Here is a 22,797-nt window from a genome sequence, read left to right as displayed (position 1 = left end):
CTAGACTTCCGGTCATGGCCCCGACCCCGCGCAAACGCCCCCGCCGCCCGGCGAAATCGCCGCCCGCGCCGACGCCTGGCCGGCCGCGGCCGGCCGGCACCCGCAAGCCGGCACGCCCGGCCGACGCATCGCACCGCGCCACCCGCGTGCTGGACCGGCTGCTTGCCCCGCTGCCGCCGCAGCTGCGGGAGAAGGCGCACGACTACCTGGTGCTCACGCGCATGGACCGGCCGGTGGGCGCCTTGCTGCTGCTGTGGCCGACCTGGTGGGCGCTATGGCTCGCCGCCGGCGACTTCCCGCCGTGGTCGACGCTGATCATCTTCACCCTGGGCGTGTTCGCCATGCGCGCGGCGGGCTGCGCCATCAACGACTACGCCGACCGCAAGCTCGACCCGCAGGTGGCGCGCACCGCGGGGCGGCCGATCGCCAGCGGGCGGGTGACGCCGCGCGAGGCGCTGGGGGTGTTCGGCGCGCTGCTGGCGTTCGCCTTCGTGCTGGTGCTGTTCACCAACGCGCTGACGATCAAGCTGTCGTTCGCTGGCGCCGCGCTGGCGGCGCTGTATCCGTTCACCAAGCGCTACACCTACATGCCGCAGGTGGTGCTGGGCGCGGCGTTCGGCTGGGCGATCCCGATGGCGTTCGCCGCCGTGACGAACCACGTGCCACCGCTGGGCTGGCTGCTGTTCCTGGGCAACATCCTGTGGTCGGTGATCTACGACACCGAGTACGCCATGGTCGACCGCGACGAAGACATCCGCGCCGGCGCCAAGTCCACCGCGATTTTGTTCGGCGATGCGGACCTGCCGATCCTGGCGATCCTGATGGCCACCTTCGAGCTGACCATGCTGTTCGTCGGTCAGCGCGCCGCGCTCGGCTGGCCTTACTGGCTGGCGCTGGCCGGTAGCGCGGCGCTGTTCGGCTACCAGCTGTGGCGCATCCGCAGTCGGGACCGCGATGCCTGCCTGGCCGCCTTCCGCCACAACAACTGGCTCGGCCTCACCCTGTGGGCCGGGCTCGTGCTGGCGCTGGCGTTGCGGTGATCGCGGCGCTGCGGCGGTGGGCACGGCGGCTGCGGCGACAGGCGCTCACCGTGTACTTCCTGGCGCGCGACCGGCGCCTGCCGCGCGGGCTGCGGCTGCTGGCGATGGCCATTGCCGCCTATGCGCTCAGCCCGATCGACCTGATCCCGGATGTCATTCCCGTGCTGGGCTATCTGGACGACCTGTTGATCGTTCCGCTCGGGCTGGCGCTGATCCTGCGGCTGGCGCCGCGTAGCCTGCTGCGCGACGCCATGCGCCGGGCGGTGCGAAGCGGGCCGGTGGCCAGCCGCGCCGCGGCGGTGGCCATCGTGCTGCTCTGGCTGCTGGCGCTGGCCGCGGTGGCGTTCTGGTGGATGCGGCGCAGCGGCTGAGCGCTACCGACGGGATGCCGGCGCCCGCGCCAACGCCCACACGTCCACCCGCTTCACGCCGGAGCGCTTGAGCACGCGCGAGCACTCGGCCAGCGTGGCGCCGGTGGTCATCACGTCGTCGAGCACCGCCACGTGTGCTGGCAGCGCCACCCCCGCGCGCACGGAGAACGCGCCACGCACGTTGCGGCGGCGCGAGACGGCATCCAGCTCGCTCTGTGCGGCGGTGGCGCGGGCGCGCAGCAGCAGGTCGTGCCGCAGCGGCACACCAAGCGCGCGGGCCAGCGGCCGCGCCAGCTCCAGCGCCTGGTTGTAGCCGCGCTGGCGCAGCCGCGCCCGATGCAGCGGCACCGGCACGATCAGCTCGGGCAGCGCGAGGCGGCGCGGCTCGCGCTGCCACAGCGCCTGCAGCGTGCGGCCGGCGGCCAGCTCGCGAGAGAACTTGAAGCGGGACTCCAGCCGGTCCAGCGGCCAGCCGTAGCGGAACGGCGCCCACGTTGCGTCCCACGGCGGCGGCTTGCGCTGGCAGCGTCCGCACAGCGCGGCCGGCAGCGCCAGCGGCAGCGCGCAGCGGGCGCAGCACGAACGGTTGCGCGGCAGTTCGTCGGCGCAGGCACGGCACAGGTCCAGCCCCTGGTCGCCGGCCGCGCCGCACAGCAGGCAGCACGGCGGAAGCAGCCATTGCTGCAAGGCCTGCAGGGGTTTGAGGAGCGCGTCCGTGCGCATGCCTGCTCGCTCAGTGCTTCGGCTTGAACAGCGCCGCGTCGAGGATCGACCACAGATGGATGATCCAGCCGAGCAGGAACCACCACAGCACCGCCGCCAGCACGAACATGACGATCGCCATCAGCAGCCGGCCCTGCACCAGCTGGCCCAGCCCGGGGATGAAAAAGCTGCACACCGCAGCGATGACGTTGCCGCTGCTGCCCTGTCCTGCGCTCATGGAACGTCTCCCGTCAAAGAAGCCCAATGGTAGCGAACCGACCGCTACGGATCGTCAACCGGGCCTGCGTCGATCAAGTTGACAGCCCGGGGAAGGCGCTCCCACACTCGCGCCCTGTCTGGAGGAGCTCCCGCATGACCGCACCCGCCCTGCGCCACGACTGGACGCGCGAGGAAGTCGCCGCGCTGTTCGCGCTGCCGTTCAACGAACTGCTTCACCGCGCGCACAGCGTGCACCGCGCGCACCACGATCCCAACGCGGTGCAGGTGTCGACCCTGCTCTCGATCAAGACCGGCGGCTGCCCCGAGGACTGCGCCTACTGCCCGCAGGCCGCGCGCTATTCGACCGGCGTGCAGGCCGAGAAACTGATGAGCGTGGACGCCGTGCTCGCCCGCGCACAGGCCGCCAAGGCCGCTGGCGCCAGCCGCTTCTGCATGGGCGCGGCGTGGCGCAGCCCGAAGGACCGCGACGTGGCCAAGGTCGCCGAGATCGTCTCGGCGGTGAAAGGTCTGGGCCTTGAGACCTGCGCCACGCTGGGCATGCTCAGCGGCGAGCAGGCCGCCACGCTGAAGCAGGCCGGGCTGGACTACTACAACCACAATCTCGACACCGCGCCGGAGTTCTACGGCGAAGTGATCCACACGCGCGAGTACCAGGATCGCCTCGACACGCTCGAGCACGTGCGCGAGGTAGGCCTGAAGACCTGCTGCGGCGGCATCGTGGGCATGGGCGAGACGCGCGGCCAGCGCGCCGGCCTGCTGCAGACGCTGGCCAACCTGCCCGAACACCCGCAGTCGGTGCCGATCAACCAGCTGGTGCAGGTGGAAGGCACGCCGCTGCACGGCACCGAGGCGCTGGACCCGTTCGAGTTCGTGCGCACCATCGCCGTGGCCCGGTTGCTGATGCCGGCCTCGATGGTGCGGCTGTCGGCCGGCCGCCAGCAGATGGACGATGCGGTGCAGGCGCTGTGCTTCTTCGCCGGCGCCAACTCGATCTTCTACGGCGAGAAGCTGCTGACCACCGGCAACCCCGACGTGGAGCACGACCGCGCGCTGTTCCGCCGGCTCGACCTGCACGCGCTGGAGGTGGTGGAAGAATCCGGCACCGTGCACGCCGACATTCTGGAAACCGAAGCGGCCAGCTGCGGCCAGGGCTGCGGCTGCGCCGCCTGATTCCCGGCGCGCATCCCACGATCATCCGCTCCCCCGCGCGCTGCCCGGGGCGAACGGCTGACGCGGGAGCGCCGCTCTTTGCCGCGACGCCATGAACGATCCAAAGCCAACCCATCCGCTCGGCCAGGCCCGTGAGCCCGCCCCGGCCGTCGGAGAGCGAACAGGGCGCACGAACCTGCTCGCGCATCTCGCGGGTCGCGCCGCCGAGCGCGAACACGCTTCGCTGCTGCGCCGCGTGCGCACCGTCGACCACGTCGAAGGCCCGTGGCTGGAGATCGACGGCCGTCGCCTGCTCGGCTTCTGCAGCAACGACTATCTCGGGCTCGCCCAGCACCCGCAGCTGATCGCCGCGTTCAAGCGCGTGGCTGACGACGAGGGCGTGGGCGGCACGTCGGCACACCTGGTGTGCGGTCATCGCCGCGAGCACGCGATGCTGGAGGAGGCGCTGGCCGACTGGACCGGCCGCGAGCGCGCGCTGCTGTTCTCCACCGGCTACGCAGCCAATCTGGGCGCGCTGCAGGCGCTGCTCGGCGGCGTCGAGGGCGCGGTCTGCGTGCAGGACAAGCTCAACCACGCCTGCCTCATCGACGGCGTACAGCTGGCCGGCGCCGAGCTCAAGCGCTATCCGCACGCCGACGTGGACGGCGCCGCGCGCCAGCTGCGCAGCCGTCCGCAGGCGCCCGCCCTGCTTGCCACCGACGGCGTGTTCAGCATGGACGGTGACTTGGCCCCGCTGCGCGATCTGGCAGCGCTCGCTGCGAGCGAAGGCGCCACGCTGATGGTCGACGATGCGCACGGCCTGGGCGTGCTGGGCGCGCGCGGCGCCGGCAGCGTGACGGCCGCCGGTCTCTCGACGCGCGAGGTGCCGGTGTTGATGGCCACGCTGGGCAAGGCGCTCGGTTGCGCCGGGGCGTTCGTGGCCGGCTCCGCCGCGCTGATCGAGGGGCTGACCCAGTTCGCCCGGCCGTTCGTGTACTCCACGGCGATGCCGCCCGCGCTGGCCGCCGCCGCGCTGGCGGCGGTGCAGATCGCCCGTGAAGACGACGCGCGACGCGAGAAACTCGCCGCCCTCATCGCCCGCTTCCGCCGCGGCGCCGGCGAACTCGGCCTGCCGCTGATGCGCTCGGACACGCCGATCCAGCCACTGCTGCTGGGCGATGCCGATACGGCGCTGACCGCCGCCCTGCGGCTGGAAACGCAGGGCCTGCTGGTCACGGCGATTCGCCCGCCGACCGTGCCCGCCGGCCAGGCGCGGCTGCGCATCACGCTGAGCGCGGCGCACGAGGAGGAACACGTCGATCGCCTGCTCGACGCACTGACCGCGCTGCGGCTACCCGCCGCCGGCTGATCGGCCGGCTGATCCGGACCGCCCGCTATAATTGGCGGCTCCGCGCCGCGACCTTCCCCATGTCGATCGTCAATCTCTCCGCCTACCGCTTCGTCAGCCTGGACGACCTGCCCGCGCTGCGCGAGCGCGTGCTGGCGCGCTGCGAGGCGCTGGCCCTGAAGGGCACGATCCTGCTGGCGCCGGAGGGCATCAACCTGTTTCTGGCCGGCCCGCGCGAAGCAGTGGATGCGTTCATGCAGTGGCTGCGCGAGGACTCCCGGTTTGCCGGGCTGGAGGCGAAGGAGTCGCTGTCGGCCGACGTGCCGTTCGGCCGCATGCGCGTGCGACTGAAGAAGGAAATCATCACCATGCGCCAGCCGGTGATCCAGCCGGCCGCGGGCCGCGCGCCCGCGGTGGATGCCGCCACGCTGAAGCGCTGGCTGGACCAGGGCCACGACGACGACGGCCGCGAGGTGGTGCTGCTCGATACCCGCAACGATTACGAAACCGACGCCGGCAAATTTCCGCAGGCGGTGGACTACCGTCTCACCCGCTTCACCGAGTTCCCCGACGCGATCGCTGCCGACCGCGACCGCTACGCCGGCAAGACCGTGGTGTCGTACTGCACCGGCGGCATCCGCTGCGAAAAGGCCGCGCTGCACATGCAGGCGCTGGGCATGGAGCACGTGTTCCAGCTCGAAGGCGGTGTCCTCAAATACTTCGAGGAAACCGGCGGCGCGTACTGGCAGGGCGACTGCTTCGTGTTCGACGAGCGCGGCGCGGTGGACCCCACGCTCGCGCCGGCGTCGACCGGCCTCCCCGCCAGCCCCGTCCCCTCACCTCGATCCTCTCCCCGAGGGGGAGAGGAGGAGAGGCCGTGAGCCTGCATATTGAGCAAGCCGGCCACGGCCCCATCGCGCTCGTGCTGCTGCACGGATGGGCGATGCACGGCGGCGTGTTCGCGCCGCTGGTCGAGGCGTTGGCCGAGCCATGCACGCTGTACGTGGTAGACCTGCCCGGCCACGGCCGCTCGCGCGACTGCGGCCTGCCGCTGGAGCCGAGCGCCATTGCGCACGCCGTCGCCGAACGCGTGCCACCGGCGGTGTGGCTGGGCTGGTCGATGGGCGGGCTGGTGGCGCTGGCCGCGGCACGCGACGCGGCGATTCCCACCCGCGCACTGGCGATGCTCTGCGCCACACCGAAGTTCGTGCGCAGCGAAGACTGGCCGCACGGCAGCGACGGCGCGCTGGTGCGCCAGCTCGCCACCGATCTGGAAACGGACTACCACGCCACGCTGGAGCGCTTCCTGGCGCTGGAGGCGATGGGCAGTGCCGATCCGCGCGCCGAGCTGCGCCACCTGCGCGAGCTGGTGTTTGCCTACGGCGAGCCGGACCTGCGCGTGCTGCAGGAGGGCATCGCGCTGCTGGAGAACACCGACTGGCGCGACACGCTGGTCACGCTGTGCCTGCCCAACGCCTGGATCGCCGGCCGCCGCGACCGGCTGGTGCATCCCGACGCGATGCGCTGGTCCGCCGCGCGCGCGCAGGGCGACTTCCACGAGATCGCGCACGCCGGCCACGCACCGTTCCTGGGCCACGTCGACGCCGTCGTCGACGCGCTGCGGCCGCTGCTGGAGAAAGCCCGATGAGCGAGTTCCACCTCGACCGCGCACGCGTGCAGCGCAACTTCGCCCGCGCCGCGCAGACCTACGAGCAGCACGACGCGCTGCAGCGCGAGGTGCAGCAGTCGCTGCTGGAGCGTCTGGACTTCTATCTGGAATCGCCCGCCCGCGTGCTCGACGTGGGCGCCGGCACCGGCCGCGGCACCGCGCTGCTGAAGAAGCGCTACCCCAAGGCCGAGGTGATCGCGGTCGACCTCGCGCTGCCCATGCTGCAGATGGCGAAGAAGCACAGCGCGTGGTTGAAGCCGTTCCAGCGCGTGTGCGCCGAGGCCACCCACCTGCCCTTCCCCGACCACAGCGTGGACGTGCTGCATTCCAGCCTGTGCTTCCAGTGGATCGACGACCTCGCCGCGCTGTTCAACGAGTGCGCGCGCGTGCTCAAGCCCGGCGGCCTGCTGGTGTTCTCCACCTTCGGCCCGGACACGCTGAAAGAACTGCGCGCCGCCTGGGCCAGCGCGGATGAGCAATCGCACGTGAGCCGCTTCCTGGACATGCACGACGTGGGCGACGCGCTGATCGCCGCGGGCCTGCGCGACCCGGTGCTGGATGTAGACCGCTACACGCTCACCTACAGCGAGCCGAAGCTGCTGCTGAAGGAATTGAAGGGCCTGGGCGCCACCCACGCCGATACCGCGCGCGAACGCCACCTCACCGGCAAGGCGCACTACCAGCGCATGCTCGCCGCCTACGAGGGCATGCGCGTGGACGGGCGCATTCCCGCCACCTGGGAAGTGGTCACCGCGCATGCGTGGGGCCCGCCGCCGGGGCAGTCGCGGCGCAGCCGCGACGGCGGCGAGATTGCCAGCTTCTCGGTCGACAGCCTGCGCGGTTCACGCCGCCGCTGAGGCGTCTTGCGCCGCGTTCACGCCGATCACGGCAGACTCATCCGCTTCAGTTCCGGGCGAAGGAGCGACGATGAAACTGCAGGGCAAGGTGGCCATGGTCACCGGCAGCGGCCAGGGCATCGGACGGGCGATCGCGGTACGGCTGGCGCGCGAAGGCGTGCGTGTGGTGGTGGAAGACCGCGAAGACGACGCCAGCGCCAGGGCCACCCTGGCGCTGGTGCGCGAGGCCGGCAGCGACGGCTGCGTGATCGCCGGCGACATCGCCGACGCGCGCGCCGACCGCCGCGTGGTGGAGCAGGCCGTGGCCGCGATGGGGCAGCTGGACATCCTGGTCAACAACGCCGGCGTGGAACGGCGCGCGGATTTCTGGGACGTCACCGAGGCCGACTACGACCTGGTGATGGACGTGAACCTGCGCGGCGTGTTCTTCACCACCCAGGCCTTCGTGCGCCACCTGCGCGAGACCCAGCGCGGCGGCAGCGTGATCAACATCAGCTCGGTGCACGAGGAGCTGCCGTTTCCGCACTTCGCCAGCTACGCGGCGAGCAAGGGCGGCCTGAAGATGCTGATGCGCGATCTCGCCGTGGAGCTGGCACCGCTGGGCATCACGGTCAACAACGTGGCGCCCGGCGCGGTGAAGACGCCGATCAACGCCGCCTTGATGAGCGACCCGGCGCTGATGAAATCGCTGCTGGCGAACATTCCGCTCAAGCGCCTGGGCAGCCCGGAGGACGTCGCCAACGCGGTGGCGTTCCTGGCCGGCGACGAGGCCGGCTACATCACCGGCAGCACGCTGTACGTGGACGGCGGCCTGCTCTGGAACTACGCCGAGCAATGACTTTCCGCCCCGACCCCCGTGCCCCCGGCGACCGCGCGACCGGGCCTGCCAACCCGGATCACGCGCCCGACCGCGCGCACGCCGAGCGGGTGGCGACCCTGCCGAAGGCCGACACGCTCACCCCCGCGAACCGCTACCAGGAGCTGTTCGAGGCAGTGCAGCGCGGGCGCGTGTTCGACGACAGCAAGACCTTTGTCGACTGCGTGCCGCGGCTGGTGCCGCAGCAGATCCTGGACAACTACCGGCGCGAACGCGAGGCCGAAGGCTTCGACCTTTCCGCGTTTGTCCACGCGCACTTTCTGGTCGAGCAGGCGCCGCGTACGCACTATGTCTCCGACCCGGACCAGTCGCTGTGCGCCCATATCGACGGGCTCTGGAGCGTGCTCACGCGCCAGCCGCAGGAGCTGCCGCCGAACGGTTCGCTGCTGCCGCTGCCGAAGCCCTACGTGGTGCCGGGCGGGCGATTCCGCGAGCTGTATTACTGGGACTCCTACTTCACCATGCTCGGCCTGGCCGAGAGCGGGCGGCACGACCTGCTGCGCGACATGGCGGACAACTTCGCCTGGCTGATCGACGTCTACGGCCATGTGCCCAACGGCAACCGCAGCTACTACCTCAGTCGCTCGCAGCCGCCGGTGTTCGCGCTGATGGTGTCACTGTTCGAGGAGCGGGGCGTGTGCCAGGCCATCAAGTACCTGCCGCAGCTGCGCCGCGAGTACACCTGGTGGATGGGCGGCGCCGATGCGCTGCGTCCCGGCGACGCGCACCGTCACTGCGTGCGGCTGCCCGACGGCAGCGTGCTCAACCGCTACTGGGACGACCGCGACACGCCGCGCGAGGAGGCGTTCCTGGAAGACGAGAGCACCGCGTCGGCCAGCGAGCGCCCTGCCAACGACGTCTATCGGGACCTGCGCGCCGCCGCCGCCTCCGGCTGGGACTTCAGTTCGCGCTGGTGCGACACGCCGGGCAACCTGGCCAGCATCCGCACCACCGATCTGCTGCCGGTGGACTTGAACTGCTTCCTGCACGTGCTGGAGAGCCAGATCGCCCTGCTCAGCCGCGCCAGCGGCGAACACGCCGACGGCGCGGCGTTCGAGGCACGCGCCAGCGCGCGGCGGGCGGCGATCCTCGCGTTGATGTGGGACGAGCAGGCCGGGGCCTTCTTCGACTACAACTGGCGCCACGGGCGCCGCAGCGAGCGGCTCACCGCCGCCACCGTGACGCCCTTGTTCGTCGGCATCGCCACCCCGGCGCAGGCCGCGCGTGTTGCCGCCACCTCGCGTGATCGCCTGCTGGCCCCGGGCGGCTTCGCCACCACCGAGCAGGGCAGCGCCGAGCAGTGGGACCGGCCCAACGGCTGGGCGCCGCTGCAGTGGATCGCCATCCGCGGCTTCGAGCGCGCCGGCGAGCAGGCACTGTCGCGCGAGATCGTGCGGCGCTGGCTGGATACCGTGGGCAGCCTGTACCAGCGCGAGGCGAAGCTGGTGGAGAAGTACGTGCTGACCCCCGACCGTGACGGTGCGCACGGCGGCCACGGGGGCGAGTACCCGCTGCAGGACGGCTTCGGTTGGACCAACGGCGTCACGCGCCGGCTGCTGCACGAAGATCCCGCGCACCCCGCGCACCGCGCCTGCGCACGCCGCCGCTGACGCGCGTCGGCCGGCTCGCCGCGCGCGCCAGCGGTGGTGAATGCGTTAGGCCGCGCGGTGGCGGAAGCAGTCGGCCGTGTGGTCGTCGACCATGCCGGTGGCCTGCATGAAGGCGTAGCAGATGGTGCTGCCGACGAAACGGAAACCGCGCTTCTTCAGTGCTTTGCTCATCCGATCGGAGCGCTCGGTGGTGGCCGGCACCTGGGTGCGGTCGGCCCAGCCGTTGCGAATCGGCGTGCCATCGACGAACGACCACAGATACGTATCGAGACTGCCGTGCTCGGCGATCACCCGCTGTGCCGCACGCGCGTTGTCGCGCACCGAACCGATCTTCAGGCGGTTGCGGATGATCCCCGGGTCGCCCATCAACGCCGCGAGTTCGGCGTCGCCCATCGCCGCGACGCGGTCAATGGCGAAATCGTGGAAGACCTCGCGATAGCGCGCGCGCTTGGCCAGCACGGTACGCCAGGACAGGCCGGCCTGAGCGCCCTCCAGGCAGAGGAACTCGAACAGCGCGCGGTCGTCGTGCAGCGGCGTGCCCCACTCGTGGTCGTGGTACTGGCACATCAGCGGGTCCTGCCCGGCCCAGTGGCAACGTTGCATCGGTTTCTCCGGTAACGGCGGCTTGGCAATGTATCGGGGCGCCGCACCGCTGGCGACACCGGCGGCGGCCACCGAGGCGTGGGGCGCTTCGCTAGACTTGCCGATTCCCTGTCGCTGCAGTTGCCATGTCCCCCGAACCCTCCCGGCGCGGCGCCATCGCCGCCCTGCTCGTCACGCTGGTGTTGTGGGCCTACAGCTGGGTGGTGATGAAGCAGGCGCTGGCGTACGCCGGCCCGTTCGACTTTGCCGCGCTGCGCTACCTGCTCGGCGCCGCCGTGCTGTTCCTGGCGCTGGCCGTCACGCGCCAGCGCATCACCCCACCGCCGCTGGCCGCCACCGCGCTGATCGGCCTGTGCCAGACCGCCGCGTTCCAGGGCCTGGAGCAATGGGCACTGGTCGACGGGGGCGCAGGGCACGTGGCGCTGCTCGCCTACACCATGCCGTTCTGGGCGGTGTTGCTGGCGTGGCCGTTGCTGGCGGACCGGCCGAGCCGGCGGCAGTGGCTGGGCACCGGGCTCGCCGCGGTGGGGCTGGTCTTCATTCTTGAGCCGTGGCGTGGATTGGGCAGCGGGCTCAGCACCGCGCTGGCGCTGGCGGGCGGTGCGGCCTGGGCGGCCGGCACCGTGCTGAGCAAGCGGCTGTTCCAGCGCCATGCGATGGCGCCGCTCAACCTGACCGCCTGGCAGATGCTGTTCGGTGGCCTGGCGCTGGGCGTGGCGGCGCTGGCGGTGCCGCAGAAGCCGATGGTCTGGAACCACGCGCTGATTGGCGCGCTCGTCTACAGCGTGGTGTTCGCCTCCAGCTTGGCGTGGTGGCTGTGGCTGATCGTGCTGCAGCGGCTGTCGACCGCGGTGGCGAGCCTGTCCAGCCTGGGCGTGCCGGTGCTGGCCGTGCTGCTGGCCTGGGCCATCACCCACGAACAGCCGTCACCGATGGAGGGCGTGGGCATCGTGTTCGTACTGCTCGGCTTGCTGGCGGTGAGCGGCCTGCGCCTGCGGCGGCGCTGAGCCCCTGCTCCGGCCCATCGTCCCGGCAACGCGCCGCACGGGGCCATGCCCGCGCCATGCTCAGCCGTCGAGCGCGAACCGCCGCTGCCGCACGATTGCCCGCGCCAGCACCACCGCCAGCAGCAGCACCACCGCGCCGAACACGACCACGCCGAGGTAGTCGCCGCCGAGTCCGCCCGCGCGTACCGGCAGGTCGTTCGGCTCGAAATGGGCGGCCGTCATGCCGGTGTAGTGCATGCCGCACACGGCCAGGCCCATCACCAGCGCGCCGACCAGCGTCTGCAGCGGTCCGCGCTGCTTGAACGCGATCCACAACGCGGCGATCGATGCCACGATGGCCACCACCACCGACAGCGCCGCGGTGGCGCCGTCGTAGCCCACCGCCGCCGGCAGGCGCATCGCGTACATGCCCAGGTAATGCATCGCGGCCACGCCGATGCCCATGTAGCTGCCGGACGTGACCAGGGTCATCGCCGAGTGATGCTCGCGCGAGGCCAGGGTCAGCCCGACCAGGCAGGCCGCCACCGCCACCAGCGCCGACAGCGCCGTGAGACCGATGTCGTAGGTCACCGGGCCAGGCAGGCGACAGGCAAGCATGGCAATGAAGTGCATCGCCCAGATGCCACCCATGCCCATGACCGCGGCAGCGCCGGCGATGGTGTGCGTGCGCTCGGCGCCCGCGCGGCGCCGGCCCAGGCCGCCGATCAGTTGCAGCGCAGTGAACGAGCCGAGCACGGCCACCAGGTACGAAAGCAGGACGAGCAGAAGGTTGTAGTGATGCATGGCCGGGATGCGCCTTGTCGGTTCGGGGGACAGGGACGCCCGCGGCCCCGGGCGAACCGGGGGTTCGCGCGTGGGGACGAAGCGGGCGGGGCCGAACGAGATCGGTGCGCACACGCTCCGGGTTCGGCAGCGGGTGATACGCGGCGACGACGCCGCCGGATGCATCCGGCGCGCGCGTAATGCGGTGGCGCCGCTATGGCGCGTGCGGCGGGGTCAGCGCGGTGAAACGACCCACGGGAGCGCGTCGAGGTCGACGTTGCCGCCGGTGATCACCAGCCCGATCCGCCGCCCGGCGAACCGCTCGCGTTGTTGCAGCACCGCGGCCAGCACGGTGGCGCAGGACACCTCGACGATGATCCGCAGCTCGCGCCAGATCAGCCGCATCGCGGCGATGGTCTGCGCGTCGGTGACGGTGATCACCGTCACCGCATGCTCGCGCAAGGCCTGCAGGTTGGGCTCGCCGACCAGCGCACGCAGGCCGTCGCAGACGGTGTCCGGCTGCATCGCCTCGACCCGTCGGCCAGCGGCCAGCGAGCGGGCAGCGTCGTCGGCACCGGCCGGTTCGGCGGCGAACAGCGGCAGCCCCGGCCGCAGCGCGTGCGCCGCGATGGCGACGCCGGAGGCGAGACCGCCGCCGCCCACCGGGGTGATCAGGGCATCAAGCGCAGGCACCTGCGCCAGCAGCTCCAGCGCGATCGTGCCCTGCCCGGCCATCACCCGCGCGTCCGTATACGGATGCACCAGCACCGCGCCGGTGTCGCGCTGCACCTGCGCGGCGGTGGCCTCGCGCGCGGCCTGGGTCGGCGCGCAGCGATGCAGTACCGCGCCGGCGCGGGCGATCAGCTCGAGCTTGGCCTGCACCGCGCCGTCGGGCACCACCACATGGGCGGCGATGCCGCGCGTGGCGGCAGCCAGTGCCAGCGCGCTGCCGTGGTTGCCGGACGAATGGGTGACCACGCCGCGCCGGGCGTCGGCGTCGTCCAGCGACCACACGGCATTGCACGCGCCGCGGAACTTGAACGCCCCGCCGCGCTGGAAGTTCTCGCACTTGAAGTGCAGCTGCGCGCCGGCCAGGGCGTCGAGCGCCTCGCTGCGCAAGACCGGGGTGACCACGGCGTGCGGGGCGATGCGCGCCGCGGCGTTGCGGATGTCGGCGACGGTGGGGAGCGCGTGCGGATGGCTCATGCGGTAGTGAACTCCACGCCGCAGCGGAAGCGGCGCTCTGTGTCGGGGGCGAGCGCGATCGCCTGCGCGCAATCGTCCCGGTTGAAGGCGTTGGCCACGCTTTCCATCGGCTCGAGCGCAAGCGAACCGCGCACGTCGCGGCTCACCGTGTCGGCAGTGAACGCCAGCATGACGCCGCGCTCCTGCCACAGTGCCAGGCCCAGGCCGGTGGCGGGGTCGCGCAGACGGCTGCGCAGGCGGCCGTCCGCGTCCGGCACCAGCCCGGCGAAGGCGTGGTTGAGCTCCAGCGCGCCCACCGTGCGCGGGGTGCGGAAGTCGAGCGCCGGCTCGCGGTCGATCGGAACGAAGGCGGCCGCGCCGGCGTGCGGAATGTAATCCGCGTCGGTGGCGACGACGGTGCGCGCCGGCACCTGCAACTCCCAGCTCGTCATCGGCGTGTCGCCCAGGCGGAAATACGGGTGCCAGCCGAAGAAACATGGCGCCACATGCTCACCGGTGTTGCGCATGGTCACCTCCAGACCGAGCCCGCGCGCGTCGAGCCGGTAGCGGATGGTCAGCGCGATGGCGAAGGGATAGCCGGCGTGGGCGTCTGCGGCAATTGCCGTGCCGAAGCTTGCTTCCGCGCCGTCGTCGTCCGCGTCGAGCGCATGCAGCGCGAAGTCGGCGTCGCGCACGAAGCCGTGGCGCGCCGTCCGGTCGGGTCCGGTCACCCCTGGCTGCAGGTCGTGATCGACGCCGTCGAAGCGATAGCGCGCGTCGGCAATGCGGTTGGCGAACGGCGTCATCACGGCAAAGCGCGAGCTGGGCCGCGATTCCAGTTCGGCGGCATCGCGGTAGCCGTCGGCCAGGTCGACCGTGCGGCCGCCATGGCGCACCTGGAGGGACAGCACGGTGGCACCGCGATGGGCGATCCGCACGCGGCGGCCGCGCACGGTGTCGTGCAACACCACCAGCGGGTGCGCACCCCACGCCTCACGCAGCACCTCGAACAACGGCATCGTCGTGCACCTGGCCCAAAGGCCTGCCATGGTAGCCTGCCCGGCCCCAGCGGCCACCCGTTTCCCGCATGTCACGACCCCACGACAACCCCACCGCTCCGATCCGTCTGCACGACTACGCTCCCCCGCCGTGGCGGGTGGAATCGGTCGAGCTGGAGGTGGATCTCGGCATCGACAGCACCGAGATCGCCGCGCGCCTGCACCTGCGCGGCAATGCCGGCGCGCCGCTGCGGCTCGATGGCGAGGGGCTGGAGTTGCTGACGATCGCACTGGACGGCCAGCCGCTGGAACGATCCGCATGGCGCGTCGCCGACGGCGTGCTGGAAGTGGACGGCGTGCGCGACGGCAGCATGCTGGCCACCCGCGTGCGCGTGCATCCAGCCAGCAACACCGCGCTGGAGGGGCTGTATCTGTCCGGCAGCCGCGAGGCCGGCTTCCTGCTCACGCAGTGCGAGGCGGAGGGCTTTCGCCACATCACCTATTTCCCCGACCGCCCGGACGTGCTGGCGCGCTACACGGTCACGCTGCGCGCGGACCGCACGCGCTTCCCGGTGCTGCTGGCCGGTGGCAACCCGGACGGCGCCGGCGAGCTGCCCGACGGCCGCCACTGGGCGCGCTTCGTCGATCCGCACCCGAAGCCGAGCTACCTGTTCGCGCTGGTCGCCGGACGGCTGGAGAAGATCGAGCGCGACTACGTCACCGGCGAGGGGCGCGCGGTGAAGCTGGTGATCTGGTCCGAGGCCAACGTCATCGACAGCTGCCACTACGCCATGGATGCGCTGGAGCGCTGCATGCGCTGGGACGAGCAGGTCTACGGCCGCCACTACGATCTGGACGTGTTCCACGTGGTCGCCACGCACGACTTCAACATGGGCGCGATGGAGAACAAGGGCCTCAACATCTTCAACGCGAAGTACCTGCTGGCCGACCCCGACACCACCACCGACGACGAATACAAGGCGGTGGAGGCAGTGGTGGCGCACGAATATTTCCACAACTGGAGCGGCAACCGCGTCACCTGCCGCGACTGGTTCCAGCTGTCGCTGAAGGAAGGCCTCACCGTGTTCCGCGAGCAGCAGTTCTCCGCCGACATGAACTCCGCTGCGCTCAAGCGCATCGAGGACGTGGCGCTGCTGCGCCGCGCGCAGTTCCCGGAAGACGCCGGCCCGCTGGCGCACCCGGTACGCCCGGCCGAGTATCGCGAGATCAACAATTTCTATACCGCCACCGTCTACGAGAAGGGGGCGGAGCTGGTGCGCATGATCGCCGGCAAGCTCGGGCCGGAAGGTTTCCGTCGCGGCATGGACCGGTACTTCGAGCGCAATGACGGTCGCGCCGCGACGCTGGAGGATTTTCTCGGCGCGCTGGGCGAGGCCAACGGCACCGACCTGATGCCTTACCTGGCGTGGTACGCCCAGGCAGGTACCCCGCGGCTCACCGCGCATGGCCGCCACGACGCGGGTCGTCGCACCTTCGCCCTCACGCTGAGCCAGCACACCCCGGCCACGCCCGGGCAGCCGGAGAAGACCCCGCTGCCGATTCCCGTGAAGCTGGCGCTGTTCGACCACCACGGGCACCTGCTGCCGCTGCAGCTGGACGGCCACCCGGTCGCCACGGAAACCGTGGTGGTGCTGGATACGCTCGAGCGCGAGCTGGTGTTCCACGACATCGCCCAGCCACCGGTGGTGTCGCTGCTGCGGGGATTTTCCGCTCCGGTGATCCTGGAGTACGACTACGCGCCGGCCGACCTCGCGCTGCTGCTCACGCACGACCCGGACGGTTTCAACCGCTGGGAGGCGGGCCAGCAGCTGGCGATCCGGGCGCTCGACGATTGCCGCCACCAACGTCACGACGCGCTGCAGGCCTGGTGCGATGCGCTCCATGCGTTGTTCAGCGACGCCAGCGTGGACGCCGCACTGCTGGCGGATCTGCTGACGCCGCCGGGCGAGGTGGAGCTCGCCGAACGCGAGCGCGAGGTCGACCCGGCGCAGATCCACGCGCTGCGGCAGACGCTGCAGCGGCATCTGGCGCAGGTGATCGGCGCCACCGCGCTGGCACAACGCCATCGGGCGCTTGCCATGGCCGCACCGCTGCGGCTGGATGCCGAGGCAAAGGCGCGGCGCCGGCTGAACCGGCGGGTGCTCGAGCTGTTGTCGCTGGTGGATGCGCCGCAGGCGCGGGCGCTGGCAGCGGCGCAGTACGAAGCGGCGGCGGGCATGACCGACCGGCTGGCAGCTCTGAGCGTGCTGCTGCGCAGTGACGCCGCCGAGGCAGCCACGGCAGCAGGCGACTTCCGCCGCCGCCACGCGGACAACCCGCTGGCGCTGGACAAATGGTTTGCCGTGCAGGCCCAGGTGCCCGGCGACAACGCGCTGGCGACGGTGCTCCAGCTGGAAACCGACCCGGCCTTCACGCTCTCCAATCCCAACCGCGCCCGCTCCCTGTGGGGCACGTTCGCCAGCGGCAATCCCAGCGGCTTCCATCGGACCGACGGCGCAGGCTATCGCGCGCTCGCCGAACGGCTGGTGGCGCTTGACGCGATCAACCCGCAGATCGCCGCGCGGCTGGCCACGGCGTTCAACGGCTGGCAGCGACTCGAACCCGTGCGGCGCGAGGCCGCCCGTCAGGCGTTGGCCAGCCTGGCCGCGCGGGACGGGCTGTCGAGGAACCTGTCGGAAATCATTGCCGGCGTCATGAAGCACTGATCACCAGTAGCCGCCGCGGTGGCACGGCGGGCGATGGCGCGGGCAGCGGCATCGCCGGACGCGGTACGACGGAGCGGCAGCTCGACGTCGAACCCGCGTCCGTTGAAGTCAGGCGCTGAGCTGCTGCAGCTGTTCGAGCAGGCGATGGCGACGCGATTCGAGCCGCGGACGCAGCGTCGTACGCTCGCGTTCGTTGCGGCGCTCCAGCTGCTCCATGGCCATCTCCACGCGACCGATCTCCATCCACAGATCGTGCTGCTGATACACCGGTTCCAGATTGACGCTGAGTTCCATGAAGCTCCCCTTTGCTCAGTGGTGTGACTTGCAGGGGGGAATGCATCGCCCATGCCAACAATGTGATGCGAATCACGGTTCGCTGGGGTGTCGGCGCTGAAAACTGACGCATCGCGTCAGCTGCTGCCGCGTGTCGACACAAATAGCCGTTTCAGTCACTCCGGGTTCACGCGAGCGGCAGGATCATTCGGCTCAACGTCGCTGACGTTTGGCTCCAGAAGCCCACCGATTTTCCGGTTTCTGGCGTCCGGCAACACGGTCATCCTGGATTCCCCCTGTTCCTGAGACCGCCGGACGCCAGATCTAAAAAAGCAAAGCCCCGCGCCGTCTGGCGCGGGGCTTTGCATTTGTGCAATCCGGAAAGGGCGACGGCGCCCGTAGGCGCCGTCATTGCTTCCTTCCCCGGCACGCGGTGGGACCCCTGTCGTCCCGCCTCGGCGCGCACGTACTGCGCAGCGTCTGCCCGTGAAAAGTGCGGGATGGGATCTGCATGATTCGTGCCATCTTGCGATGCCGTCCGCCGCGAGTGGACAGGCACGTACCATATCGACCCACCACGTCCACTTTTGGACCCAGCAGGTCAGTTCCATGCGTCACCCGACACACTACGACGTCATCGTCATCGGCGGCGGCCACGCTGGCACCGAGGCGGCACTGGCCTCCGCGCGCTGCGGCGCCCGCACGCTGCTGCTCAGCCACAACATCGAGACGATCGGCCAGATGAGCTGCAACCCCGCCATCGGTGGCATCGGCAAGGGCCACCTGGTGAAGGAGATCGACGCGCTGGGCGGCGCCATGGCGCGCGCAGCCGACGGCGCCGGCATCCAGTGGCGCACGCTCAACGCTTCCAAAGGGCCGGCCGTGCGCGCCACCCGCTGCCAGGCCGACCGCTCTCTCTACAAGGCAGCGATCCGCCGGATGGTCGAGACACAGCCCAACCTCGAGCTGTTCCAGCAGGCCGTGGACGACCTGATCATTGAAGGTGGCCGAGTGACCGGCGTGGTCACGCAGATGGGGCTGAGCTTCCACGCACGGTCTGTGGTGCTGACCGCCGGCACCTTCCTCGCCGGCAAGATCCACATCGGCCCGGCGCAGTACGCCGGCGGCCGCGCCGGCGACCCACCCGCCAGCACGCTGGCACAGCGGCTGCGCGAGCTCCCGGTGGCGGCCGACCGTCTGAAGACCGGTACGCCGCCGCGCATCGATCTGCGCAGCATCGACTTCAGCACACTGGAGGAACAACCCGGCGACGATCCTGCACCGGTGTTCTCCTACCTCGGTTCGCGCGCGGAGCACCCGCGCCAGGTCAGCTGCTGGATCACCCACACCTCCGGGCACACCCACGAGCTGATCCGTGGCGCGCTGGACCGCTCGCCGCTGTACAGCGGCCAGATCGAGGGCACCGGCCCGCGCTACTGCCCGTCGATCGAGGACAAGGTGGTGCGCTTTGCCGACAAGGCCTCGCATCAGGTGTTCATCGAGCCGGAAGGGCTGGACACCTTCGAGATCTACCCCAACGGCATCTCCACCTCGCTGCCGTTCGACGTGCAGCTGGCACTGGTGCGGTCGATCAGGGGCTTCGAGCAGGCGCACATCACCCGCCCGGGCTATGCCATCGAGTACGACTACTTCGACCCGCGCGGCCTCCACCCGTGGCTGGAGACCAAGGCGATCGGCGGGCTGTACTTCGCCGGACAGATCAACGGCACCACCGGCTACGAGGAGGCCGGCGCGCAGGGCCTGATCGCCGGGCTCAATGCGGCCCTGGCCACCCAGGGCAAGGCGCCGTGGTATCCGCGTCGCGACGAGGCCTACATCGGCGTGCTGATCGACGACCTCACCAGTAACGGCACCATCGAGCCGTACCGCATGTTCACCTCGCGCGCCGAATACCGGCTGCACCTGCGCGAGGACAATGCCGACCTTCGCCTCACCGAGACCGGCCACGCGCTGGGGGTGGTGCCGGCCGAGCGTTTCGACGCCCTGCGCGCCAAGCGCGACGCGGTGGCGCGCGAGACGCAGCGGCTCGGCACCCTGTGGGCCGCGCCAACCAACGCGCTGGGCGCGGCGATCGAACAGCATCTCGGCATCGCGGTGAGCCGCGAGACCAACGCCCTGGACCTGCTGCGCCGGCCGGAGCTGGATTACGCGCGCCTTGCCACGGTTCCCGGGCTCGGTCCCGCGGTGGAGCGCGCGGACGTCGCGGCCCAGGTCGAAGTGCAGACCAAGTACGCCGGCTATCTGGAGCGCCAGCGCGAGGAGATCGAGCGCACGCGCCGGCATGAGCACACCGCGATTCCGACCGGCTTCGACTACGACAAGGTCCGCGGCCTGTCCGCCGAAGTGCTGCTCAAGCTCAAGCGCGTGCAGCCGGCCACGCTGGGGCAGGCGGCGCGCATCAGCGGCGTCACCCCGGCCGCCATCTCGCTGCTGCTGGTGCACCTGAAACGCCGGGCCGCCTGACCCCGACGCGCCGCGGGCGTCGTGGCATCATGCCGCCTTGCCCTGACGCACGAGGATCACCCGGCATGGATATCTGGATCGGCCGCGACGGCGAACGCCACGGCCCGTACAAGGAGACCGAGGTACGCCAGTGGCTGCGCAACGGCCAGGCCAGCGGCGACGACCTCGGCTGGTACGAGGGTCTGGCCGACTGGCAGCCCCTGGCCACGCTGTTCCCGGAAGAGCTGAAGCGCACGCCGGACGCGTCGTATCCACCGCCGCCGCCGGTCTCGGCACAGCCGCTGCCGCAGGCAAGCGCCGTGGCGCTCGAGGATTACGCCGGCTTCTGGCAGCGCTTCGGCGCCTGGTTGATCGACTATCTGATCCTGCTGGTGCCTTCGTCGGTGATCGCGATCTCGATGGGTGCGGCAGAAGCCTTCCGTCATCTCATGGAGCAGGTACAGAACGGCTCGGCCGGAGCCGTGGCTGCCGCCGAGTACGCTGCCGCCATCCGTCCCGCGACGCTGATCATGCTGGCCATCGGATTCGTCTATTACGTACTGTTCGAGGCATCGTCGTGGCAGGCGACGCCCGGCAAGATGGCGCTGAGCCTGCGGGTGACGGACATCGACGGAAATCGCCTCAGCATGGGTCGCAGCGCAGCGCGCAACGCGGTCCGCCTGCTCAACATCGTGACCAGCCTGATTCCGTTCCTGTGCTACCTCGTGGTTGCGTTCACCCCGCGCAAGCAGGGCCTGCATGACATGCTGGCCAAGGCGCTGGTGCTCAACGGCCGCGCACAGGCCGCCCGACCCGAACGCGGCGCGGGACCCTCGGGCAACTTCAGCGCCTGACGTCGCGCGGGCCGCAGATCGGGGCGCCGCGGTCAGCCGCGGCGCCCTTTTCGTGTGCGACGGAGAGCGGCGCGGAGCGCTTGCTATGATCGGCGGCCCCGTTTTACCGACCCCGGCGCGCGGCGCCGTTGCAAGGAACACATCGTCACTCATGCTCAGCATCGAACAACGCATTGCCCAGGACATCGCCGCCAAGGCCGAACAGGTGCGCGCCGCCGTGGACCTGCTCGACGGCGGCGCCACCGTGCCGTTCATCGCGCGATACCGCAAGGAATTGACCGGCGCACTCGATGACGCGCAGCTGCGCACGCTGGAGGAGCGGCTGACTTACTTGCGCGAGCTCGAAGCGCGCCGCACCGCGATCCTCGATTCGATCCGCGAGCAGGGTAAGCTGGACGCGGCGCTCGAAGCCCAGATCATGGCCGCCGACAGCAAGGGCCGCCTGGAAGACATCTATCTGCCCTACAAGCCGAAGCGCCGTACCAAGGCGGAGATCGCCAAGGAGGCCGGGCTCGAGCCGCTCGCCGAATTGCTGCTGACGCAGCCGCAGAACGATCCGAAAGTCGCCGCGGAGCCGTTCGTCGATGCCGAGAAGCAGGTCGCCGATGTCGCCGCCGCGCTCGACGGCGCGCGCGCCATCCTGGTCGAGCGCTTCGCCGAGGATGCCGATCTGATCGGCGCGCTGCGCGAGGAGATGTGGACCAACGGCATCATCGTCTCCACCGTGCGTCAGGGCAAGAAGACCGAAGGCGAGAAGTTCAAGGACTATTTCGATTACAGTCAGCCGCTGCCCAAGATGCCGTCGCACCGCATCCTGGCGCTGTTCCGCGGTGAGAAGGAAGAGATCCTCGACCTCGCGATCAAGCCGGAGGCGCAGGAGCCGGCGGCCGGCGTCCCCAGTGCCTACGAGATGAAGATCATGATGCGCTTTGGCGTGTCCAACCAGGGCCGCCCGGGCGACAAGTGGCTGACGGAGACCGTGCGCTGGGCGTGGCGCACCAAGATTCAGATTCATCTGAATATCGACCTGCGCATGCGTCTCTGGACCGCAGCCGAGACCGAGGCGGTCCGCGTGTTCGCCTCCAACCTGCGCGATCTCCTGCTCGCCGCGCCCGCCGGCGCCCGCGCCACGATGGGGCTCGATCCAGGCTATCGCACCGGCGTCAAGGTTGCCGTCGTCGATGCGACCGGCAAGGTGCTGGCGACGACGGCGATCTTCCCGCACGAGCCGCAGCGGCGCTGGGACGAGGCGCTCGCTATGCTCGGCAAGCTCGCGATCGAGCATCGTGTCGAGTTGATCGCGATCGGCAACGGCACCGCCTCGCGCGAGACCGACAAGCTTGCGACCGAGCTGGTGCAGCGGCTGCCCCACCTCAAGATGACCAAGATCGTTGTCTCCGAGGCCGGCGCGTCGGTCTACTCAGCTTCGGCCTTTGCGTCGGAGGAACTGCCCGGTCTCGACGTGACCCTGCGCGGTGCAGTGTCGATTGCGCGCCGGCTGCAGGATCCGCTCGCCGAGCTCGTGAAGATCGAGCCGAAAGCGATCGGCGTCGGCCAGTATCAGCACGATCTCGGCGAGGCCAAGCTGGCGCGCTCGCTCGATGCCGTGGTGGAAGACTGCGTGAACGCGGTCGGCGTCGATGCCAACACCGCGTCCGTCCCGCTGCTCGCGCGCGTCTCCGGCATCGGGCAGGGGTTGGCGCAGAGCATCGTACAGCATCGCGATGCCAACGGCCCGTTCAAGTCGCGCAAGGCGCTGAAGGATGTGCCGCGGCTCGGCCCGAAGGCGTTCGAGCAGTGTGCCGGCTTCCTGCGCATCACCAATGGTGAAGATCCGCTCGACACCTCGGGCGTGCACCCCGAGGCCTATCCGGTGGTGCGGCGGATTCTCGAGGCCACCAAGAGCGACATCAAGGGCCTGATCGGCAATGCCGACGTGGTGCGCCAGCTGAAGCCGCAGAGTTTTGTCGACGACACCTTCGGTTTGCCGACGGTGACCGACATCCTGCGCGAATTGGAAAAGCCTGGCCGCGACCCGCGTCCGGCATTCAAGGCTGCGGTGT

Annotated in this window: 21 protein-coding genes; 14 read left to right on the top strand and 7 right to left on the bottom strand. The window is 70.5% G+C overall.

Features of this window, described 5'->3' with window-relative positions; all coding sequences use genetic code 11:
- The first annotated feature begins 146 nt into the window (after positions 1-146).
- Positions 147-1,040 carry a 4-hydroxybenzoate octaprenyltransferase gene (gene ubiA, locus VFG40_RS04780; protein WP_414649246.1) on the top strand — a complete coding sequence of 298 codons (894 nt, stop codon included), beginning with the start codon at positions 147-149 and terminating at the stop codon, positions 1,038-1,040.
- The gene (locus tag VFG40_RS04775; protein ID WP_324895446.1) at positions 1,037-1,411 is read left to right on the top strand and encodes a YkvA family protein; all 375 of its coding nucleotides are present in this window, start codon (positions 1,037-1,039) and stop codon (positions 1,409-1,411) included. The genes ubiA and VFG40_RS04775 overlap by 4 nt, the downstream gene beginning before the upstream one ends.
- Before the next feature lie 3 nt (positions 1,412-1,414).
- Here the strand turns inward: VFG40_RS04775 and VFG40_RS04770 are convergent, their stop codons facing one another.
- Complete coding sequence (locus tag VFG40_RS04770; RefSeq protein ID WP_324895444.1) at positions 1,415-2,134, bottom strand: ComF family protein; 720 nt, start codon at positions 2,132-2,134, stop codon at positions 1,415-1,417.
- A gap of 10 nt (positions 2,135-2,144) precedes the next feature.
- A complete protein-coding gene (locus tag VFG40_RS04765; protein WP_324895442.1) occupies positions 2,145-2,351 on the bottom strand; it encodes a hypothetical protein in 207 nt (68 codons plus the stop codon).
- Positions 2,352-2,485: 134 nt separating this feature from the next.
- Here VFG40_RS04765 and bioB point away from each other — a divergent pair, with 134 nt between their 5' ends.
- The 7 genes from bioB to treF all read left to right on the top strand — a co-directional run bounded on the left by bioB (position 2,486) and on the right by treF (position 9,863).
- Entirely contained in the window at positions 2,486-3,523 is a 1,038-nt protein-coding gene (gene bioB, locus VFG40_RS04760) for a biotin synthase BioB (RefSeq protein WP_324895440.1), read from the top strand.
- 91 nt (positions 3,524-3,614) lie between these two features.
- Entirely contained in the window at positions 3,615-4,871 is a 1,257-nt protein-coding gene (gene bioF, locus VFG40_RS04755) for an 8-amino-7-oxononanoate synthase (protein ID WP_324895437.1), read from the top strand.
- Between the two features lie 59 nt (positions 4,872-4,930).
- Positions 4,931-5,731 (top strand): sulfurtransferase, encoded by an 801-nt coding sequence (locus VFG40_RS04750; protein ID WP_324895435.1) that lies wholly within the window; start codon positions 4,931-4,933, stop codon positions 5,729-5,731.
- Positions 5,728-6,498: a pimeloyl-ACP methyl ester esterase BioH gene (gene bioH, locus VFG40_RS04745; protein ID WP_324895433.1), complete on the top strand. Its 771-nt coding sequence runs from the start codon at positions 5,728-5,730 to the stop codon at positions 6,496-6,498. The genes VFG40_RS04750 and bioH overlap by 4 nt, the downstream gene beginning before the upstream one ends.
- Entirely contained in the window at positions 6,495-7,376 is an 882-nt protein-coding gene (gene bioC, locus VFG40_RS04740; protein WP_324895431.1) for a malonyl-ACP O-methyltransferase BioC, read from the top strand. The genes bioH and bioC overlap by 4 nt, the downstream gene beginning before the upstream one ends.
- A gap of 70 nt (positions 7,377-7,446) precedes the next feature.
- On the top strand, positions 7,447-8,214 hold the full coding sequence (locus VFG40_RS04735; RefSeq protein ID WP_324895429.1) for an SDR family NAD(P)-dependent oxidoreductase: 768 nt from the start codon (positions 7,447-7,449) through the stop codon (positions 8,212-8,214).
- On the top strand, positions 8,211-9,863 hold the full coding sequence (treF, locus tag VFG40_RS04730) for an alpha,alpha-trehalase TreF (protein ID WP_324895427.1): 1,653 nt from the start codon (positions 8,211-8,213) through the stop codon (positions 9,861-9,863). The genes VFG40_RS04735 and treF overlap by 4 nt, the downstream gene beginning before the upstream one ends.
- Before the next feature lie 45 nt (positions 9,864-9,908).
- On the opposite strand, the gene VFG40_RS04725 is transcribed toward treF, so the two are convergent.
- Positions 9,909-10,466 carry a DNA-3-methyladenine glycosylase I gene (locus VFG40_RS04725; protein WP_324895425.1) on the bottom strand — a complete coding sequence of 186 codons (558 nt, stop codon included), beginning with the start codon at positions 10,464-10,466 and terminating at the stop codon, positions 9,909-9,911.
- 125 nt (positions 10,467-10,591) lie between these two features.
- On the opposite strand from VFG40_RS04725, the gene VFG40_RS04720 reads away from it, so the two are divergent.
- A complete protein-coding gene (locus VFG40_RS04720; protein WP_324895423.1) occupies positions 10,592-11,473 on the top strand; it encodes a DMT family transporter in 882 nt (293 codons plus the stop codon).
- A gap of 60 nt (positions 11,474-11,533) precedes the next feature.
- Here the strand turns inward: VFG40_RS04720 and VFG40_RS04715 are convergent, their stop codons facing one another.
- From VFG40_RS04715 to VFG40_RS04705, 3 genes are all read right to left on the bottom strand, one after another.
- Complete coding sequence (locus VFG40_RS04715; protein ID WP_324895421.1) at positions 11,534-12,256, bottom strand: MHYT domain-containing protein; 723 nt, start codon at positions 12,254-12,256, stop codon at positions 11,534-11,536.
- A 213-nt stretch (positions 12,257-12,469) separates the two neighbouring features.
- Positions 12,470-13,441 carry a pyridoxal-phosphate dependent enzyme gene (locus VFG40_RS04710; RefSeq protein ID WP_324895419.1) on the bottom strand — a complete coding sequence of 324 codons (972 nt, stop codon included), beginning with the start codon at positions 13,439-13,441 and terminating at the stop codon, positions 12,470-12,472.
- Entirely contained in the window at positions 13,438-14,439 is a 1,002-nt protein-coding gene (locus tag VFG40_RS04705; RefSeq protein WP_324895417.1) for an aldose 1-epimerase, read from the bottom strand. Before VFG40_RS04705 ends, VFG40_RS04710 begins: the two co-directional genes overlap by 4 nt.
- Before the next feature lie 68 nt (positions 14,440-14,507).
- On the opposite strand from VFG40_RS04705, the gene pepN reads away from it, so the two are divergent.
- Entirely contained in the window at positions 14,508-17,144 is a 2,637-nt protein-coding gene (gene pepN / locus VFG40_RS04700; protein WP_324895415.1) for an aminopeptidase N, read from the top strand.
- 108 nt (positions 17,145-17,252) lie between these two features.
- On the opposite strand, the gene VFG40_RS04695 is transcribed toward pepN, so the two are convergent.
- Positions 17,253-17,438 (bottom strand): hypothetical protein, encoded by a 186-nt coding sequence (locus tag VFG40_RS04695; RefSeq protein ID WP_324895413.1) that lies wholly within the window; start codon positions 17,436-17,438, stop codon positions 17,253-17,255.
- 588 nt (positions 17,439-18,026) lie between these two features.
- Between VFG40_RS04695 and mnmG the strand changes: the two genes are divergently transcribed.
- The 3 genes from mnmG to VFG40_RS04680 form a co-directional block, all read left to right on the top strand.
- Entirely contained in the window at positions 18,027-19,901 is a 1,875-nt protein-coding gene (mnmG, locus tag VFG40_RS04690; protein ID WP_324895411.1) for a tRNA uridine-5-carboxymethylaminomethyl(34) synthesis enzyme MnmG, read from the top strand.
- Positions 19,902-19,966: 65 nt separating this feature from the next.
- Positions 19,967-20,734, top strand: a complete 768-nt coding sequence (locus VFG40_RS04685) for an RDD family protein (RefSeq protein WP_324895409.1) — start codon at positions 19,967-19,969, stop codon at positions 20,732-20,734.
- Positions 20,735-20,885: 151 nt separating this feature from the next.
- Positions 20,886-22,797 (top strand): Tex family protein (locus tag VFG40_RS04680; RefSeq protein ID WP_324895407.1); only part of this gene is annotated, 1,912 nt, incomplete at its 3' end.

Source organism: Dyella sp. (assembly GCF_035685805.1).
Taxonomy (GTDB): Bacteria; Pseudomonadota; Gammaproteobacteria; order Xanthomonadales; family Rhodanobacteraceae; genus Dyella_A.
Note: the sequence above shows the minus strand (reverse complement) of the source record. Positions and strands in the feature narration are given on the sequence as shown.